The organism is Paenibacillus hamazuiensis, assembly GCF_023276405.1.
Taxonomy (GTDB): domain Bacteria; phylum Bacillota; class Bacilli; order Paenibacillales; family NBRC-103111; genus Paenibacillus_AF; species Paenibacillus_AF hamazuiensis.
This window is the reverse complement of record NZ_JALRMO010000001.1, coordinates 3,331,934-3,351,282: the sequence shown is the minus strand read 5'-3', so window position 1 is coordinate 3,351,282 and position 19,349 is coordinate 3,331,934. Positions and strand designations below refer to the sequence as shown.

At 55.8% G+C, this 19,349-nt stretch carries 16 protein-coding genes; 12 read left to right on the top strand and 4 right to left on the bottom strand.

The window, feature by feature from the left end; translation table 11 throughout:
* The first annotated feature begins 77 nt into the window (after positions 1-77).
* The 3 genes from lspA to MYS68_RS14820 are packed head-to-tail and all read left to right on the top strand — an operon-like array spanning position 78 to position 2,706.
* Positions 78-566: a signal peptidase II gene (gene lspA / locus MYS68_RS14830; protein ID WP_248930914.1), complete on the top strand. Its 489-nt coding sequence runs from the start codon at positions 78-80 to the stop codon at positions 564-566.
* A gap of 5 nt (positions 567-571) precedes the next feature.
* Positions 572-1,507 carry an RluA family pseudouridine synthase gene (locus MYS68_RS14825; protein ID WP_248926585.1) on the top strand — a complete coding sequence of 312 codons (936 nt, stop codon included), beginning with the start codon at positions 572-574 and terminating at the stop codon, positions 1,505-1,507.
* Between the two features lie 41 nt (positions 1,508-1,548).
* Positions 1,549-2,706 carry an aminotransferase A gene (locus MYS68_RS14820; protein WP_248930913.1) on the top strand — a complete coding sequence of 386 codons (1,158 nt, stop codon included), beginning with the start codon at positions 1,549-1,551 and terminating at the stop codon, positions 2,704-2,706.
* Between the two features lie 230 nt (positions 2,707-2,936).
* Here MYS68_RS14820 and MYS68_RS14815 read toward each other — a convergent pair whose 3' ends face one another.
* The 3 genes from MYS68_RS14815 to dapD form a co-directional block, all read right to left on the bottom strand.
* Entirely contained in the window at positions 2,937-3,176 is a 240-nt protein-coding gene (locus tag MYS68_RS14815; protein WP_248926584.1) for a hypothetical protein, read from the bottom strand.
* A 102-nt stretch (positions 3,177-3,278) separates the two neighbouring features.
* Positions 3,279-4,421: an N-acetyldiaminopimelate deacetylase gene (locus MYS68_RS14810; RefSeq protein ID WP_248926583.1), complete on the bottom strand. Its 1,143-nt coding sequence runs from the start codon at positions 4,419-4,421 to the stop codon at positions 3,279-3,281.
* Positions 4,422-4,510: 89 nt separating this feature from the next.
* Positions 4,511-5,221, bottom strand: coding sequence for a 2,3,4,5-tetrahydropyridine-2,6-dicarboxylate N-acetyltransferase (gene dapD, locus MYS68_RS14805; RefSeq protein ID WP_248926582.1), 711 nt, complete (start codon positions 5,219-5,221; stop codon positions 4,511-4,513).
* A 461-nt stretch (positions 5,222-5,682) separates the two neighbouring features.
* Between dapD and pyrR the strand changes: the two genes are divergently transcribed.
* From pyrR to pyrE, 7 genes are all read left to right on the top strand, one after another.
* Complete coding sequence (gene pyrR / locus MYS68_RS14800; protein WP_248926581.1) at positions 5,683-6,231, top strand: bifunctional pyr operon transcriptional regulator/uracil phosphoribosyltransferase PyrR; 549 nt, start codon at positions 5,683-5,685, stop codon at positions 6,229-6,231.
* Positions 6,228-7,136 carry an aspartate carbamoyltransferase catalytic subunit gene (locus MYS68_RS14795; protein ID WP_248926580.1) on the top strand — a complete coding sequence of 303 codons (909 nt, stop codon included), beginning with the start codon at positions 6,228-6,230 and terminating at the stop codon, positions 7,134-7,136. The genes pyrR and MYS68_RS14795 overlap by 4 nt, the downstream gene beginning before the upstream one ends.
* A gap of 54 nt (positions 7,137-7,190) precedes the next feature.
* A complete protein-coding gene (locus tag MYS68_RS14790; protein WP_248926579.1) occupies positions 7,191-8,489 on the top strand; it encodes a dihydroorotase in 1,299 nt (432 codons plus the stop codon).
* Positions 8,490-8,513: 24 nt separating this feature from the next.
* Positions 8,514-9,686 carry a glutamine-hydrolyzing carbamoyl-phosphate synthase small subunit gene (gene carA / locus MYS68_RS14785; RefSeq protein ID WP_248926578.1) on the top strand — a complete coding sequence of 391 codons (1,173 nt, stop codon included), beginning with the start codon at positions 8,514-8,516 and terminating at the stop codon, positions 9,684-9,686.
* Positions 9,673-12,885: a carbamoyl-phosphate synthase large subunit gene (gene carB, locus MYS68_RS14780; RefSeq protein WP_248926577.1), complete on the top strand. Its 3,213-nt coding sequence runs from the start codon at positions 9,673-9,675 to the stop codon at positions 12,883-12,885. Before carA ends, carB begins: the two co-directional genes overlap by 14 nt.
* A gap of 82 nt (positions 12,886-12,967) precedes the next feature.
* A complete protein-coding gene (gene pyrF, locus MYS68_RS14775; protein WP_248926576.1) occupies positions 12,968-13,690 on the top strand; it encodes an orotidine-5'-phosphate decarboxylase in 723 nt (240 codons plus the stop codon).
* A 24-nt stretch (positions 13,691-13,714) separates the two neighbouring features.
* Positions 13,715-14,362, top strand: a complete 648-nt coding sequence (gene pyrE, locus MYS68_RS14770; protein ID WP_248926575.1) for an orotate phosphoribosyltransferase — start codon at positions 13,715-13,717, stop codon at positions 14,360-14,362.
* Positions 14,363-15,084: 722 nt separating this feature from the next.
* Here pyrE and MYS68_RS14765 read toward each other — a convergent pair.
* Positions 15,085-16,284, bottom strand: coding sequence for an ROK family protein (locus tag MYS68_RS14765; protein ID WP_248926574.1), 1,200 nt, complete (start codon positions 16,282-16,284; stop codon positions 15,085-15,087).
* Positions 16,285-16,684: 400 nt separating this feature from the next.
* On the opposite strand from MYS68_RS14765, the gene MYS68_RS14760 reads away from it, so the two are divergent.
* Positions 16,685-18,100: an enolase-like domain-containing protein gene (locus MYS68_RS14760; RefSeq protein ID WP_248926573.1), complete on the top strand. Its 1,416-nt coding sequence runs from the start codon at positions 16,685-16,687 to the stop codon at positions 18,098-18,100.
* 5 nt (positions 18,101-18,105) lie between these two features.
* Positions 18,106-19,284, top strand: coding sequence for a Gfo/Idh/MocA family protein (locus tag MYS68_RS14755; RefSeq protein ID WP_248926572.1), 1,179 nt, complete (start codon positions 18,106-18,108; stop codon positions 19,282-19,284).
* The last annotated feature ends 65 nt before the right edge of the window (positions 19,285-19,349 follow it).

Genomic DNA, 19,349 nt, shown 5'->3' with positions numbered 1-19,349 from the left:
ATTCCTCGTTTTAGAGAGGTAATTCCTTGCATTTCACGAAGGAGCATAAGATTACGAAGCATAAGGAGATGGAGCAGCTGAGATATTATATTTATGCCATTATCGTATTGCTTGTCGATCAGGCGACCAAGTGGCTTATCGTGCAGCGTCTCGCGATCGGCGACGAAGTGCCGGTGATCGGAGAATTTTTCCAAATTACGTCCCATCGGAACAAAGGCGCCGCTTTCGGCATTTTGCAAAATCAGCGGTGGTTTTTCATACTGATCACACTTATGGTCGTCGTAGGCGTCATCTGGTATTTGGAGAAAATGAGACGGGCCGGCCACAAGCTGATGCCTTTCGCTTTAAGCCTCCTGCTCGGAGGAGCGGTGGGCAACTTTATCGACCGTTTGCTGTTCGGACAAGTCGTCGACTTTTTAAAATTCCGTTTCCAGTTTAACTGGTTCGGGACGCCGGTCGATTATACGTACCCGATCTTCAATGTGGCCGATTCGGCCATTTGCGTCGGGGTGGCTTTGATTTTTGTCGATGCGCTCATCAATTGGAGAAAAGAACGGAGAGGCTAGAGCATATGGCGCATACGGAGCAGGAACAGCTGGAATGGACCGTAGAGGCGGCGGATGCCGGCGAGAGGATCGATAAATATATCGTCGAATCGCTGGAGGAGGACGTGTCGCGAACGCATGTTCAGCAGTGGATTAAAGACGGTCATGTCACCGTAAACGGCAAACCCGTCAAGCCGAATTACAAGCTGGCTGCGGAAGATGCGATTGCCGTCACCGTGCCGGAGCCGGAGGAGCTGAACATCCAGCCGGAGCCGATTCCGCTGGACGTGGTGTATGAAGACAGCGACGTGATCGTCGTCAATAAGCCGCGGGGGATGGTTGTCCATCCGGCGGCCGGGCATTATTCGGGAACGCTCGTCAACGCGCTGATGCACCATTGCAAAGATTTAAGCGGCATTAACGGAGTGATGCGGCCGGGTATCGTGCACCGCATCGATAAGGATACCTCCGGTCTTCTGATGGCCGCGAAAAACGATTTGGCGCACCAGCATTTGGCCGAGCAGCTGAAGGAGCACAGCGTCAGCCGCAAGTACATTGCTATCGTTCATGGAAACCTGGCGCACGACCACGGAACGATCGACGCCCCGATCGGCCGCGATCCTCACGATCGGATGTTGTACACGGTGACGGATAAAAACAGCAAGCATGCGGTGACGCATTTCGTTGTGCTCGAACGGCTTGGCGCTTACTCGGTAGTGGAGCTGAAGCTGGAGACAGGGCGTACGCATCAAATTCGCGTACATATGAAGTTTATCGGGCATCCGCTGGTCGGCGATCCGGCCTATGGTCGCAGCAAGGGCATTACGATGGAGGTCGAAGGGCAGGCGCTGCACGCGGCGGAGCTTGGTTTTACGCATCCGCGAAGCGGGGAGCGCATGCAATTTGAAGCACCGCTTCCGGCGGAGATGGAACGTCTGCTGGATGTGCTGCGCAAGCAGTAGCGGTCGGTTGCATAAGCATGGGAGGGGAACGCATGTCGTCGATGGAATCGTTAGTGAATCGGCAGGTGAAAGACATTCAAATATCGGGCATCCGGAAAATTTCGAATATGGTCGCTTCGATGGAGGATGTCGTTACGTTAACGATCGGGCAGCCGGATTTTCCGACGCCCGCTCATATTTTGGAAGCGGGGAAACGGGCTATTGACGCCGGAAAGACCGTGTATACGGTCAATCCCGGACTGATCGAGCTGCGCCGAGCCGCTGCGGCATTTCTGGAGCAAAAGTACGGATTGTCCTACGACCCGGACAAGGAGGTTATCGTCACGGCCGGCGCGAGCGAAGCGCTGGACATCACGCTGCGCACGGTGCTGGAGCCGGGCAGCGAGGTGATTTTGCCGGGGCCGATCTATCCCGGCTACGAGCCGCTCGTGCGGCTGTGCGGAGGCGTGCCGGTTTACGTCGACACGACGGAAACCGGCTTCAAGCTGACCGCGGAGCAGCTCGCGAAGGCGATTACGCCGCGCACGCGCTGCATCGTCATGTGTTACCCGTCGAACCCGACGGGGCGGGTGATGGGCGAGGCCGAACTGCAAGCGATGGCGAAGCTGCTGAAGGATCGGCAGATCTTCGTGATTTCGGACGAGATCTACAGTGAGCTCGTCTACGACGGACCGCACCGGTCGATCGCCTCACTGGAAGGGATGCGGGAGCGCACGGTCGTCATCAACGGCTTGTCCAAGTCGCATTCGATGACCGGGTGGCGCATCGGCTTCACCTTTGCGCCGGCTTACTTGTCGCAGCATATGGTGAAGGTGCACCAATACAATGTAACGTGCGCCAGCTCGGTCAGCCAGTATGCCGCGCTGGAGGCGCTCGCGAACGGGATCGACGACGCCGAGCCGATGAAAGAGGCTTACCGGGAAAGACGCGAGTTCGTGCATCGCCGTCTGGACGAAGTCGGGCTGCCGGTCGAAAAGCCGGAAGGCGCGTTTTATATGTTCCCTAGCATCGCCAAGTTCAGGCTCAGCTCAATGGATTTTACGATGAAGCTGCTGGAGCGGGAGCGGGTTGCCGTGGTCCCGGGAGACGCGTTCTCCTCGTACGGGGAAGGATTCATCCGCATTTCGTATGCGTATTCGATGGAATCGCTCGCCGAAGCGATGAACCGGCTGGAGCGGTTTGTCGGGGCGATTCGATAGATCGGAAAAGCGGCGCGATGTGAGTAAAACCGCGAATCGGTGCTTTATGAGCGCCGTATCGCGGTTTTTTTGTGTGGAAATCGTCAATCGGAAACAATAGCGGAATGTATATTTCCGTTACTCGGGAAAAACGGGCACAGGATAGGAAAACGGAGCGCTATCGAAAATTTTTGTTTTCGTTAGCGCTCCGTTTTTGCGTTTTCCGGGATAGAGAACAAAATAGTTACTTTTTAACGATCATACTCCTGTAAAATGCCGTGAATCAGCCTCACGAGATCGCGTACCCGGTTGGGCGCCCCGGAAGAATGGTTCAGCAACTCGCAGAGGCTGATCAAGTCGTTTAATTTGGCCAGAATCGGCCAACGTTCGGGCAGCTGCCCTCCGGCTTCCGTGTAGCTGCGAATGAAATGACGTTCAAACAGTGAACCGGGCGTTGGTGTTGCTAAAGCCCCCTCCCAGAGAAACGGCATATTCCAGGTCGGCAGAGAATGAGTAAAGCGGGGCCAGCATATGAGAAATTTGCTCCGGGGTCAGCGGAACGATAGGCTGAAGTCTTTCCCAGCCGGCCTTGATCATCGCTGCTCCGATTTCCAGCGCAGGTAACCCGTGATGAGCTCAATGGCCGGGTCGATCGCCTGATCGTTCGGCTCGATGCGGGCGTGGTGCAGCCCGTATGGTGTATCGACGCCGAGCCAAAACATGAAGCCGGGGATGCGATCGAGAAAATAGCCGAAATCTTCGCCGGTCATCGCTTCCTTGCATTCGATCACCTGCATGGAGCCATGGGCGCGGGCCCAGTCCATGAATTCGCCGGTGATCGCTTCGTTGTTGTACACCTGGTAGTAATTCGAGCCGTAATCGATGTCCGTCCTGCATTCGAAAGCGGCTTCCAGCCCTTTGGCCAGCGCTTCGATGCGCGATTTGATCTTTTTCATCGTATCGATCGACATCGTACGGATGGTGCCTTCCAGGCGGGCTTTTTCGGCGATGATGTTTTGCTTTGTGCCGCCTTCGATTTTGCCGATCGTGATGACGGCGGGATCAAGCGGGTTGATGTTGCGAGCGACGATCGTCTGCAGCTGGCCGACGAACTGCGAGGCGGCGACGACCATATCGTTAGCCAGGTGAGGGAATGCAGCGTGGCCGCCTTTGCCCGTCAGGTCGATAAACAGCTCGGACGTATTGGCGAACAAGATGCCCGGCTTCGTGGCGATCGTGCCGACCGGATATTCCGGAGCGATGTGCAGCGCCACCATCTGATCCGGCATCCAGTCGCGAAGCTCTTCGCTTTCCAGCATCGGCAGCGCACCACCCGGGCCTTCCTCGGCCGGTTGGAAGATCACGATCAAGTCATCCTTCATCGGTTTTGCGGCAAAAGAGCTCAATACTCCCATGCCGATAGCCATATGCAGATCGTGTCCGCAAGCATGCATAAAACCCGGATGCTGGGAGCGGAACGGGTACGATGTTTCCTCCGGGATCGGCAGCCCGTCCATGTCGGCGCGGTAGCCGAAGCGCCTCGTTGGGGCGGTTCCTTTGACGCGGACGATAATGCCGGTTTTCCAAGTGCGAACCTCGATATGCTCCTGAGGCAGCTTGGCGATGGTTTCAAGCAGCAGCGCTTGCGTTTTGAACTCCTGGAAGCCGGGTTCGGGAATTTGATGAAGCTCCCTGCGCAGCCGGACAAACGGACTCTCTGAGGCAACGGGTGTCATTGCAGTCCACAACCTTCCGAATATATAGTAGGGGCCGGAGGGGATCCTCCGGCCTTATAGGGGTGTTTTTATGTCGGGCTGCCTGCCGCTTACAGCTGGCGCAGCTCCTGCAAAATTTCCGTTTTGGACTTCGTTTTCTCGTCCACTTTCTTGATGACGCGCGCCGGTGCGCCGACGACGACGCTGTATTCCGGAACGTCCTGGGTGACGATGGCGCCTGCCGCAACGACGGAGCCTTTGCCGATTCGCACGCCTTCCAGCACAACTGCATTAGCTCCGATCAGCACGTCGTCTTCGATGACGACCGGTTGAGCGGACGGCGGTTCGATGACGCCGGCGAGCACGGAGCCTGCGCCGATGTGACACATGTTGCCGACCTGCACGCGGCCGCCGACGACCACGTTCATGTCGATCATCGTGCCGTCGCCGATCGAGGCGCCGATGTTGATCGCCGCACCCATCATGATAATCGCGTTGTTGCCGATGTGCACCTTATCGCGGATGATCGCGCCCGGCTCGATGCGCGCGTTGATTCCTTTCAGGTCGAGCAGCGGGATCGCCGAGTTGCGACGGTCGTTTTCCACAACATAATCTTCGATATTCGCTTTGTTTGCTTCCAGGATCGGCCCGATCTCGTTCCACTCGCCGAACAGCACGCCGGTGCCGCCGGAGATGAACGACTGCACATTGGCGCCGAAATCGATCGCGGACAGGTTGCCTTTTATGTATACTTTGACCGGTGTCTTTTTCACGCTGTTTTTAATAAAGTTGATAATTTCCATCGTGTTCATTTCGGACATGAAGGGATTCTCCTTTTTTCACATATCGTGTCGATTTTTAAAATGGTCATTAGTTATAGTACCAAAAAGCGTTCCGTTTTCCAAGCCGTTCTTGAATCCGCGCACAGGAAATCTTCAGCAAAATGGTGTTGACTTCTTTTGTCGAAAGTGGGATAATCCTTTTAGCTGAATAGAACCTTTAAAGACAGTCCCGTGAGGCTGGCAAGGTGTTCGAGAAGGAAATGACTGACTGCCCGGTGCAGCCGTGTCCGTGAAGGACCGCTGTACGCGAAGCGACGAAGGTCCTCCTCTGTTTGCGTACATGCAGTTAAGTGCGAACCTAACTCTTTGCCTACTCCGGCAAAGAGTTTTTTTGTTGCCGGAACAATGTTGTGCAGCTAAATATTTGCGGATTAAGCGGGGATGAGAATCGAACGCGTGATTCACATTACGGGAACCAGGTAGCAGGAGGGCGCATCATTATGACGCAGCAGCTCATCATCATGGACGAAACGGCCATCCGCCGGGCTTTGACCCGGATCGCCCATGAAATTTTGGAAAAAAACAAAGGCGTCGACAATTGCATGCTGGTCGGCATCCGCACGCGCGGCATTTATTTGGCCAGACGGCTTGCCCAGCGGATTCAGGAAATCGAAGCGGTGCCGATCCCCGTGGGGGAACTGGACATCACCTCGTACCGCGACGACCGGGTGAAGGCGCCTGCGGTGGAATCGCTGAAAACGGGCGAACCGCTGGCGATTCAGGACAAAAAAATCATTTTGTTCGACGATGTGCTGTATACGGGGCGAACGGTCAGGGCGGCGATGGATGCGCTGATCGACCTCGGTCGGCCGCAGATGATTCAGTTGGCGGTGCTGATTGACCGTGGACATCGCGAGCTGCCGATCCGGCCCGACTACGTCGGCAAAAACGTACCGACCTCCAAGATGGAACGCATCGAAGTATTGCTTGAAGAAGTCGACAAAAAGGACCAAGTCGTGATCATTCACCAAAGGGGGAAAACGGAGTGACGCTCGTGCAACTGAACAAGAATAAGCATCTGCTTGGACTTAAGGGAGTCGGCGCGGAAGAAATTCGCAGCATCCTGGATCGAGCCGCATATTGGGAACAATATCCCGTGAAGGTAACCGGCCAGCTTCAAGGCCGTTTTGTTGCGAATATGTTTTTTGAAAACAGCACGAGAACGCGGTTCTCTTTCGAGGTGGCGGAAAAACGGCTCGGCGCGGAGGTGCTGAACTTCTCGGCCGCCGTATCCAGCGTGCAAAAAGGGGAATCGATTTACGATACGGTCAAAACGCTGGAGTCGATGGGCATCGATGCCGGAGTCATCCGCCTCAAACCTACCGGCGTGCTGCAGGAGCTGGCGCAAAAGATCGGCATCCCGCTGATCAACGCGGGAGACGGAAACAACGAGCATCCGACGCAGGCGCTGCTCGATATGTATACGATGCGCAAGCATTTCGGCGAGATCAAGGGCCTCACCGTCTCGATCATCGGCGACATTTTGCACAGCCGGGTGGCGCGCTCGAACCTGTGGGGCTTAACGGCGATGGGCGCGAAAGTGAAGTTTTGCGCACCGGATAATATGAAGGCGCCGGAGCTTGCGGAATTCGCCGACTATGTCACAATGGAAGAGGCGCTGCAGTCGGACGTGGTGATGATGCTGCGTGTACAGCTGGAGCGTCATGAAAACGGCATGATCAAATCCGCCGAGGAGTACCGCGAGCAATACGGACTCACGGTCGAGCGGGCCAAGCGCATGCAGCCGCATGCGATCATCATGCACCCGGCGCCGATCAACCGCGACGTCGAGCTGGACGATGCGCTTGTGGAATGCGACAAGTCGAAGGTGTTTACGCAAATCGCGCACGGCGTGCCGATCCGGATGGCCGTAATCGAGCGGGCGCTCAGCTAAAGCTTACGAAGCAAGCTTTTTTCGAAAAAGCTAAAAAGCTCTCAGGAGGGAACCATGGGCATTTGGATCTTAAACGCTAACGTCATTAAATCCGGCAACGAGCTGGAAAAAAAGCATATTTTCATCGATGGCGATAAAATTGCCGGCATTGTGGACGCGGCGAGCGGCCATCCGGATACAGCAGGGCACGAAACGATCGACGCGGCGGGCAAGCTGGTCACGCCGGGGCTGATCGACATGCATGTTCACCTGCGTGAGCCCGGCTTCGAACATAAGGAGACGATCGCGACCGGCACCCGTTCTGCGGCGAAAGGCGGCTTCACCACTGTCGCCTGCATGCCGAACACGAGGCCGGTCATCGACACGGTGGAAACGGTGAAGTACGTGCTCGGCAAAGCCGAAACCGAAGGCGTCGTGCGTGTGCTGCCGTACGGCTGCATCACGAAAAACGAGCTCGGCCGCGAGCTGACCGATTTCGCTGCTCTTAAGGATGCGGGAGTGATCGGCTTCACCGACGACGGAGTGGGCGTGCAAAGCGCGCAGATGATGAAGGACGCGATGCGCGAGGCGGCGAAGCTCGGACTGCCGATCGTCGCGCACTGCGAGGACAATACGCTGGTCGAAGGCGCGGCGGTGTCCGAGGGCGCTTTTGCCCGAAAACATGGGCTGAAAGGCATTCCGAACGAATCCGAAGCGATTCACGTCGGGCGGGATATCCTGCTCGCGGAAGCGACGGGCGTGCACTACCATGTGTGCCACGTGAGCACGGAGCAGTCGGTGCGGCTCATTCGCCAGGCGAAGCAGATCGGCATCAACGTGACCGCGGAAGTGTGCCCGCACCACTTGGTGCTGTCGGACGAGGACATTCCGGACAGCATGGACGCGAATTGGAAGATGAACCCGCCGCTGCGCACGCCGAGGGACGTACAAGCCTGCATTGAAGGTGTGCTGGACGGCACGATCGATATCATCGTCACTGACCATGCACCGCACAGCGAAGAAGAGAAAGCACGCGGACTGCAGCTGGCGCCGTTCGGCATTCTCGGCTTCGAGACGGCGTTTCCGCTGATGTACTCGAAGTTCGTGGCGACGGGTCAGTGGACGCTGCAATTTTTGGTCGAGCGGATGACGCAAATTCCGGCCCAAGTGTTCGGCCTTCCATGGGGAACGCTGGAAAGCGGGAAAGCGGCGGATATTACGATCATCGATCTTGAGACGGAAAAAGCGGTCGACCCGGCCGAATTCGCTTCGAAAAGCCGCAATACGCCTTTTACCGGCTGGAAGCTTAAAGGCTGGCCCGTTCACACGATCGTTAACGGCGTGAGCGTTTATAGCGAACTAACGAAAGCTTGATACTGCGAAGGAGCTGATATAACGATGCAAGCGAGATTATTGCTGGAAGACGGCACTTTGTTTACGGGAAAATCGTTTGGTGCGGAAGGCGACTCGGTAGGCGAGGTCGTTTTTAATACAGGGATTACAGGGTATCAGGAAGTATTGTCCGATCCGTCCTATTGCGGACAAATCGTTACGATGACTTTCCCTCTGATCGGGAACTACGGCATTGCCCGCGACGACTTCGAATCCGTGCGCCCTTACATACACGGGTTTGTCGTCAGACGGCACGAGGAAGTGCCCAGCAACTGGAGGGCGGAATATTCGCTCGGCAATTTGCTGAAGGAATACGGCATCATCGGCATCAGCGAAATCGATACGCGTATGCTGACCCGTCGCATTCGCCACCACGGCGTAATGAAAGGAATTCTCACCACATCGAATAAATCCGTGGCGGAGCTGATGGAGCAAATGAAGGCAAGCCCGCTCATGACCGATCAGGTGCCGCGCGTGTCTACGAAGAGCGTATTCAGCTCGCCGGGCTTTAAAGAGCGCGTAGTGCTCGTCGACTTCGGCGCGAAAAGCGGCATCCTGCGCGACCTCGTGAAGCGCGGCTGCGATGTCGTGGTCGTGCCTCACGACACGACGGCGGAGCAAATCCGCCGTCTGGCTCCGGACGGTATCCTGCTGTCCAACGGCCCGGGGGACCCGAAAGATGTGCAGCATGCGGTCCAAATGATCCGCGAGCTGCTCGGCGAATTCCCGATCTTCGGCATCTGCCTCGGACATCAGCTGTTTGCGCTCGCTTGCGGAGCGGATACCGAGAAGCTGAAGTTCGGCCACCGCGGCGGCAACCATCCGGTGAAAGATTTGCTCAGCGGCCGCTGCTACATCACATCGCAAAACCACGGCTACACGGTGAAGGAAGATTCAATTGCCGGCACCGAGCTGGAAGTGACCCACATCAACAACAACGACCGGACCATCGAAGGCTTGCGCCATAAAAAATATTCGGCTTTCTCGGTGCAGTACCACCCGGAAGCCGCGCCGGGACCGTTCGATTCGAGTTATCTTTTCGACGACTTCCTGGAAAATATCCGCAAGTTCAAGCAGGATAACCCGAGTCTGCCCCGGCAGGCGCAGCTTTCCGCAGCAGCAAAATTTAACCCGGCTCCTGCCTTAGAGAAAGGAGAGCTTACTTATGCCAAAAAATAAAGACCTCAAGAAAATACTTGTTATTGGCTCCGGCCCGATCGTCATCGGGCAAGCGGCCGAGTTCGACTACGCGGGAACGCAAGCATGCCAGGCTCTCAAGGAAGAGGGCATGGAGGTCGTGCTGATCAACAGCAACCCGGCGACGATCATGACCGACACCAACATGGCGGATAAAGTATATATCGAACCGATTACGCTCGATTTTGTCACGCAGATCATTCGTCAGGAACGTCCGGACGGCCTTCTGCCGACGCTTGGCGGGCAAACCGGGCTCAACATGGCCGTGGAGCTTGCCCGCGCGGGAGTGCTCGAACGCGAGAACGTCAAGCTGCTCGGGACGCAGCTTACCGCCATCGAGCGCGCCGAAGACCGCGACCTGTTCCGCGAGCTGATGAGAGAGCTCGAGCAGCCGGTGCCGGAAAGCACGATTGTCACTACCGTGCAGCAGGCGGTTGATTTTGCAAATGAAATCGGCTACCCGATCATCGTTCGTCCGGCGTATACGCTTGGCGGTACGGGTGGCGGCATTTGCGCGAACGAGGAAGAGCTGCTCGAAACGGTTTCCTCCGGTATCCGCTACAGCCCGATCGGTCAATGCTTGATCGAAAAAAGCATCGCCGGCATGAAAGAAGTGGAATACGAAGTCATGCGCGATGCCAACGATAACTGTATCGTCGTGTGTAACATGGAAAACTTCGACCCGGTCGGCGTTCATACCGGCGACAGCATCGTTGTGGCGCCGAGCCAGACGTTGTCCGACCGCGAATACCAAATGCTGCGCTCCGCGGCGATCAAAATCATCCGCGCCTTGAATATCGAAGGCGGATGTAACGTACAGTTCGCGCTGGATCCGTTCAGCTATCAATATTACGTCATCGAAGTAAATCCGCGCGTCAGCCGCTCTTCGGCGCTCGCTTCCAAAGCAACGGGCTACCCGATTGCAAAAATGGCGGCGAAAATCGCGATCGGCTACACGCTTGACGAAATCGTCAATCCGGTAACGGGACAAACTTACGCTTGCTTCGAGCCGACGCTCGACTATATCGTTTCGAAAATTCCGCGCTGGCCGTTCGACAAATTTACGGCGGCAAACCGCAAGCTCGGCACGCAGATGAAAGCGACCGGCGAAGTGATGGCGATCGGCCGCACGTTCGAGGAATCGATCCACAAGGCGGTCCGTTCGCTGGAAATCGGCGTCCATCGCTTGTACCTGAAGGATGCGGAGAGCCTTGATAAAGAGGTGCTGGAAACCCGCCTGCAAAAGCCGGACGACGAGCGCATCTTCCTGATCGCCGAAGCGTTCCGCCGCGGCTACGAGCTTCAGCAAATCCAGGATTTGACCAAGGTCGACTGGTGGTTCCTGCACAAAATCGAAGGTTTGATCCAATTTGAAGATCAGCTGAAACAGCCGGAGCTGTCCGCCGAACTTCTGCTCGAAGCGAAACGCAAAGGGTTTACCGACCGTGCGATCGCCGAAATCCGCCGCACGGTGGAGGGGCTCAATTTTACCCAGGAAGCGGATATTCGCGCTTATCGGATCGGCCAAGGCATCAAGCCGGTATACAAAATGGTCGACACCTGCGCGGCCGAGTTCGAAGCGACGACACCTTACTACTATTCGACCTACGAGACGGAAGACGAAGTTCGCGAAACAAGCAAGCAAAAAGTGGTCGTGCTTGGCTCCGGTCCGATCCGTATCGGACAAGGCATCGAATTCGACTACTCGACGGTTCACGCCGTATGGGCGATTCAAGCTGCCGGATACGAAGCGGTTATTATCAACAACAACCCGGAAACGGTATCGACCGACTTTAATACTTCCGACCGTCTGTACTTCGAGCCTTTGTTCTTCGAAGACGTGATGAACGTGATTGAACATGAGAAGCCGATCGGCGTTATCGTGCAGTTCGGCGGCCAAACCGCAATCAACCTGGCGGCTCCGCTGGCCAAAGCCGGAGTGCGCATTCTCGGAACCGATCTGGAAAATATCGACGCAGCGGAAGACCGCAAAAAGTTCGAAGCGCTGCTGCGCCAGCTGGACATCGCGCAGCCGCCGGGCGGCACGGTTACCTCCGTGGACGATGCGGTGGCGACGGCTTCCAAGTTCGGTTATCCGGTGCTCGTTCGCCCGTCTTACGTGCTCGGCGGACGCGCGATGGAAATCGTTTATTCCGACGAGGAACTCTTGAGCTACATGGAATATGCGGTAAAAATCAATCCGGAGCATCCGGTTTTGATCGACCGCTACATGCTCGGCAAAGAAGTGGAAGTCGATGCGATTTGCGACAAGGAAACGGTGCTTATACCGGGCATCATGGAGCATATCGAAAGAGCGGGCGTGCACTCGGGCGACTCGATCGCCGTCTACCCGCCGCAAACGATTTCCGAAGAGATCAAGCAGCAAATTATCGATATCACGGTCAAAATCGCCCGCGGTCTGCAGGTGGTCGGCCTCGTTAATATCCAATTCGTTATCTTCCAGGATCAGGTGTACGTGATCGAGGTGAATCCGCGTTCCTCGAGAACGGTGCCTTTCCTCAGCAAAGTGACGAAAGTGCCGATGGCGAACGTCGCTACGAAGGTCATCATGGGTCAAACGCTGAAGGAGCTCGGTTACGAAACCGGCTTGTGGCCGGAGGACGATTACGTTTCGGTCAAGGTGCCGGTGTTCTCATTCGCCAAGCTGCGCCGCGTTGACACGACGCTCGGACCGGAGATGAAATCGACGGGCGAAGTCATGGGCCGCGACCAGCATTTTGCCAAAGCCCTGTATAAAGGCCTTATCGGATCCGGCATGAAAATTCCGCCGACGGGTGCGATCATCGCTACTGTAGCGGATAAAGATAAAGCGGAAGCGATCGAAATTTTGTCCGGCTTCGACAAGCTCGGCTACAAAATCGTCGCTACCGGCGGTACGGCCAAAGCGCTGGCGGAAGCCGGCCTTCGGGTGACAACCGTCAACAAGCTGAGCGAAGGCTCGCCGAACATTTTGGATTTGATCCGCAACGGAGAAGCGCATTTCGTCGTCAACACGCTCACGAAAGGCAAGACGCCGGAGCGCGACGGCTTCCGCATCCGCCGCGAAGCGGTGGAGAACGGCGTCGTTTGTATGACGTCGCTCGATACGGTACGTGCGCTGCTGCATATGCTCGAAGCGATCAATTTCCAATCGCGCCCGATGCCGGCATTCAACGCATAAATCGTCATGAAGTTAGCACAGCGCCGGCCTGCCCAAGGCGGATGGCTGTGCTAACCGCATGTTTGGAGGAGGAAACGGACTGATGGCAACGATTTCGAATGCTGCCGGCCGCATTATGGTCGCTTTGGATTACCCGACCGCGCAGGACGCGGAGCGGCTCATCGAGCAGCTGGAGGGAATTCCGTGCTGGATGAAGGTCGGCATGCAGCTGTTTTATGCAGCGGGGCCCGGTTTTGTCGAGAGGCTGAAAGCCCGGGGTTATAAGGTGTTTCTCGACGTGAAGATGCACGACATCCCGAACACGGTCAAAGGCGGCTCGGAAAGCGTAACGCGCCTCGGTGTCGACATGTTTAACGTGCATGCCGCAGGCGGCGCGCAGATGATGCAGGCGGCGCTGGAAGGCGTGGACAAGGGTCAAGCCTCCGGCTCCGCGAAGCCGATCGTCATCGCCGTAACGCAGCTGACGAGCACGAGCCGGCATGTGATGAACGACGAGATCGGCATCCCCGGCCCGGTCGATGAGGCGGTTATCCGCTACGCCCGCCTTGCACAAAGAGCCGGTCTGCACGGCGTCGTTGCTTCCCCGCTTGAGGTAACCGCGATCAAGGCCGCCTGCGGCAGCCCGTTTCTCACTGTGACACCGGGCATTCGGCCTGCCGGTGCGGATATCGGCGACCAGTCCCGCGTCATGACGCCGCCGGAGGCTTTTCGGCAGGGAACCGACTACGTCGTCATCGGCCGTCCCATTACCGCGGCGCCTGATCCGAGGGAAGCTATACAGGCGATCATCGATTCCATCGTTTGATAAAATTAGAGGAGGGTTCATCCCATGATCACATCCGAAACGACTGCCGAAAAAATCGCCGCCGCCCTGCTGCAAATCGAAGCGGTCGGCCTTCGCCCGCACCAGCCGTTCACTTGGACGTCGGGCCTCAAATCGCCGATCTATTGCGACAACCGGCTGACGATCTCTTACCCGGAAATCCGCGATATGATCGCGGAAGCTTTCGTCGCCGTCATCCGTGAAAAATATCCGGACGCCGAGGTCATTGCCGGAGCGGCGACAGGCGGCATTCCGCATGCCGCATGGGTCGCGCAAAAGCTCAATCTGCCGATGATTTACGTTCGTGACAAAGCCAAAGGACACGGCAAAGAAAACTTGATCGAAGGCGTCATCCGCCCCGGTCAAAAGGCGGTCGTGATCGAAGACTTGATCTCTACAGGCGGAAGCTCTCTCAAAGTCGCTTTGGCCGTAAACGACGCCGGAGCCAAGGCGCTCGGCGTTCACGCGATCTTCTCGTACGAATTCGACAAGGCGGCCGAGGCGTTCGGCGAGGCGGGTGTTCCGTTCGGCTCGCTGTCGAACTATTCGACGCTGCTTGACGTAGCGCTTTCTCTCGGCAAAATCAAAGAGGAAGATATGGCCTCTCTGCAATCGTGGCGACAAAATCCGTCCGCATACGGCAACCAAGCGTAGCAATACAAGTTGAACAAAACATATACATGGTGCATAGATCGGTTTCGGCTCATGCGGTAAACACGGGTGCATCGTATAACGGTTGCAGATGAGCTTATTGAGGCCAAATAGGTGATTTTAGAACGGTAACGGTTGCCAGCGCTGTTATTTGTAAACTTTCATCGTATGGAGAGGTACAAAATGAGAAATAAGCTCTGCCACAACCGTTACAAAGTAAAAATGACGTTTTTGAGCCAAATAAGCTCAGCAGCAACCGTTAGCCTGTCCATATATTTGGGGAGCCCCTTCGAACCAACCAAAAAACGCCCGTGGAATCCACCGATTCCTTCGGGCGTTTTTTGTTTGTCGCTTGAGTTTGTAGTTTCATGATTGTTATTTGTTTGCTGTGTTCCGGCACCAATTCGGAGTCAGCCGAACCGTGCCGAACTCATGCGATGCTCGTTGTTCAAAGTAGCCGGATCGCTGCTACAACAGTAAAGCGTGTCAGCCATAGATTTTGCGTCAGCAAAATCATGGCAGACAACCGCGAGGAAGAGGCACGTCCGGACTCCCAACGTCTGCGCTCCAAAAGTAAAGCGTGTCCGGCATAGGATTTATTGTCTAACTGCAATAAATCCATGCCGGACAAACGCGAACTAGAAGCGAGCACTCCCTCCCACGGGCGGGTCCAGGGCGCCCGAGCGCCTGGGGTCCCCCCGGCGGGGGGATTTAGGGGGGCACTTCTAAGTAAAAAACGAAATCGAAATATTTTTATCAAACGCAAAATTGGCCGCCCCCATCGCACCGCCGATATCTTTGAACATCGACGTTTTGACGGGAGTTCCTGCCGAAAGCGGACGCATGGCCCTCATCTTCATCACCTTCGTCGCCGTTTCCACAAAAAGCGGGCTCGAGCTTGGAATGGTGCCTCCCAAGACAACCGCTTCCGGGTTAAACGTATTAAGCAGGTTTGCCATTGCAATACCGAGGTAAGATGCCGCTTTTTTGACGACCCGGACGGCGAGCTCGTCCCCTTCCTCCGCCGCGGCGCAAACGTCCTGTACTTTCAGAGCGTGTAAATCTTCAATGCTGTCCGATATGAGCGGTTGATCGGCGGACCGCAGCAGTTTGCGGTACTCCTGCTCCATAGCGGGGCCTGCGGCGAGCATCTGCAGGCAGCCATGATTGCCGCACGGGCAGAGCGGTCCGTCCGGCTCAATCGTTGTATGCCCGATCTCCCCGGCGCCGCCGAGCGATCCGGAAAGCAGCTGCCGGTCGATGTACAGCCCGGCTGCAATCCCCATCCCGACCCCGATATAAATCATATTGCCGTATTGCTGGCCGGCGCCGTACCGGCATTCGGTCAGACCGCGCGCACGATGGCGGTTGACGACGACCGTCGGCCAGCCGATCTCCTTTTGCATGAGCTCCGCTACGTTGACATTATGCCAGCCTGATTCGGAAGCGCTGCGAATGATGCCGTGTCCCGCATCGACGAGTCCGGGCACCCCGAGTCCGAGAAGCGGAACCGGCTTTTTATCAAGCCCTTCGACAAATTTGGCGACTTCGGCTGCAAGCGTTTTAAAGGTGCCTTCCGGATCGAACGTATGGACCGGAATTTGTACCGTTTTAACGACATTGCCGAGCAGGTCGAAGGCGCCGAGCGTCCATGTTTTATTGTCCAGGTCCGCACCGACAATCAGCGTGGAATGGGGGACAAGCTCCAGCGTCGTTGCCGGCCGTCCTTTGGTGGTTAAACGGTTGTCCGTTTCGTAAACGAGGTTGCATTCGATCAGCTCGGCGATCGAAATCGAGATGGTAGCGCGGCTGAGGCCGGTTAGTCGCGTGAGCTCTATGCGCGACATGCTTCCGTGGACGCGCAGCGTCTGCAGAATGGCCAATTTGCTTCCTTTTTGATCTTTCAGTTCGATGGAGTTCGTCATAATCAAGCACCCTGTGTCGTAGAATTCGGGAAATTTGCCATTCGGTCCGAGTAAGTGAATATACCCATTATATCATAGATAACAATGCGATTAATCCGGTAAACATAATTTAAATATAAACGTAAGTTGGACAAGAGTCAAAAAAGTGCGGAACGGTTTGTTTTTTGCGAGTGAACCCTTTGTCATTTAAAAAAAAGCGCAATGGGCGCCGAGGCGATAAGGGCTATGCTGCTAAACAATTTGTATCCGCGAAACATAATTTAAATCTTGACGTAAGATTTAGGCGTGGTATAAGATGTGGATAAGAGGACTTTGTTTAAAACACGACAAAAGTAATTGTCTGCTAGGTAAGCGAGCATGAACTGCATCAAGAAAGATACGCCCGAGGAGAGGGGACTACATGAAATCTTATGATATATCGATAAAAGGGCTTACCCTGCACTTTTTGCCGGTAAAAACCCGTGTTCCTCTGAAGTTCGGTGCGGAGGTGTTGACGAACGTGACTTGCGCCCGCGTTTGCATCGTTACGGAAAACCGGCGGGGCGAATGCTCGGATGGATGGGGAGAAACGCCTTTGAGCGTGCAGTGGGTATGGCCCAGCTCGCTCGGGTATGAGGTGCGCGAGCAAGCTTTGCAAAAAATGTGCGAACTTATCGCAAACGACCTTTCCCAGTGGAAGGAGCAGGGACATGCGTTCGAGCTCGGCTACAAATTCCAGAAAGAGCGGCTGCCCGGTCTTGTCGACAGTTTTAACGCCGGTTCCGGATTGCCGGAGCCGCTCCCTTACTTGGCGGCGCTTGTCTGCTTTTCCCTTTTCGACATCGCACTTCATGACGCCTATGGAAGAACTAACCGGGTCCCCGTTTATGAAACGTACAACCGTCGTTATATGAATGCAGACCTGTCGGCCTATTTGCAGCCTGCCGAAGATGCCATCGTTCGTTTTGACGGTTTCTATCCGGAGCATTTTTTTCAAAAACCGCCGCAAAAGGAGCTGCTTGCCTGGCACCTGGTCGGGGGCAAAGATCTTTTGCACAGGCACGAGCTGACCGGGGAAGAAAAGGTTGACGGATATCCTTACACGCTGGAGGACTGGATTGAGCGGGACGGGCTGCAGTGCTTAAAAATCAAGCTGACAGGCAGCGATTCCGCCTGGGATTATAACCGGCTTGTCGAGGTGGGTGGCATTGCTTTGAGCCGGAACGTCGTTTGGCTGACTGCGGATTTTAACTGCCAAGTTACTGATAGCGCTTACGTAAACGATATTTTGGACCGTTTGATGAACGAGCATCCGGACATTTACAAAGCCATTTTGTATATCGAACAGCCGTTTCCGTACGATTTGGAAGCGAACCGGCTCGATGTCCGCAGCGTCAGCGCAAGAAAGCCGCTTTTTATGGACGAGAGCGCTCACGACTGGGAATTGATTAAACTGGGCAGGGAGCTCGGCTGGACCGGAGTGGCCTTGAAAACGTGCAAGACGCAGACCGGTGCACTGCTCAGCCTTTGCTGGGCGAAAGCGCACGGGATGACGCTGATGGTGCAGGATTTAACGAATCCGATGCTCGCACAAATCCCCCACGTGCTGCTGGCTTACCATGCCGGCACGATAATGGGCGTGGAAACGAACGGGATGCAGTTTTACCCGGAAGCCTCGTCGTATGAGGCCCTCGTTCACCCCGGATTATATCGCAGGCAGCAAGGCAAAGTGCGTTTTGATACGGTGCAGGGCTACGGGTTCGGCTACCGCGTGGAGGAAATGCAGAGGCCGCTCCCCGAGCCGGCGGTTCATTTTATGCTGTCGGAGAGGTGGTGAGGCCGGTGCAAGGAGACATTCAGATTGGGATTATCGGAATGGGGAATATGGGCAAGCTTTATCTGGAGCTGCTGGATGGTATGGACGGCTGCCGCGTCGTTTCGATCTGGAGCCAAAACGAAGAGAAGGTCAGGACGCTGTCTGCCGCTTACCAAATCCAAGGCTACACGGATGTGGACGCCATGCTGGATGCGGACGATCTCGATGCCGTCATTGTAGCCACGCCGCATTATCAGCATACGCAAATGTCGATCGAAGCGCTGCGGAGAAACATCCATGTTCTTGTGGAAAAGCCGGTGGCGGCGCACCTTAGCGACGCCATGCGAATGATCGCCGTCTACGAAAAACAGAAACGGATGAATCCCGGGCTTGTCTTCGCGGCGATTTATCAGCTAAGGACGGCAAGCCGCTGGAAAACGATCAAACAAACGATTCAGGAAGGCAAGCTCGGTAAAATTATGCGCTTTTCGTGGATAAATACGAACTGGTTTAGGCCGCAGGCGTATTTTAACGTCGGAAATTGGCGCGGCACCTGGCAGGGGGAAGGGGGAGGCGTTCTTCTCAACCAGTGCGCGCATAATATCGATTTGATGTGGTGGTTGTTCGGACGGCCGGAAGCGATTACGGCAACCGCCGCGTTCGGCAAATACCACGATATCGAAGTCGAGGACGAAGTCCACGCCATTTTGGAGTATTCGGGGGGCCTGGTTGGAACGTTTGTCGCTTCGACCTCCGAAAGCCCGGGAACGGACCGGCTCGAAATTGTCGGGGAATACGGCAAGTTGGTTTGCGAGGATAAAAAGATCCGCCTGTACCAAAATACGGAGTCGGCCCTCGAATATATATACTCCTCCAAGGAGGCGTTCGGCAAAGTTCAGCACCATATAAGCGAGATCGAGGCGGACGACGGGGCCGAATCGGGCCACAGGTTGATTTTGTCGGACTTCCTGCATGCCGTCGCAGAGCGGAAATCCCCGCTTGTTCCGGCGGAAGAAGGGCTTCATTCGCTCATGATGATCAACGGCATGGTGCTGTCCGCGCTCCAAGGGTGCAAGCTGCACGTGCCGATCGATGCCGAACAATACGAACAATCGCTTCGCAGACTGATCGAAAAATCAACGTATCGGAAGCCGGACGTCGACGGCAGCCTGATCGATGTCGACGTAAAAGCTTCCTTTCATTAGAGCTCATGGGAATTCGCGGTGCCGCCGGCTGCGGCGGCCTTGGCGGTTGAAACGGTAAGCGCTGT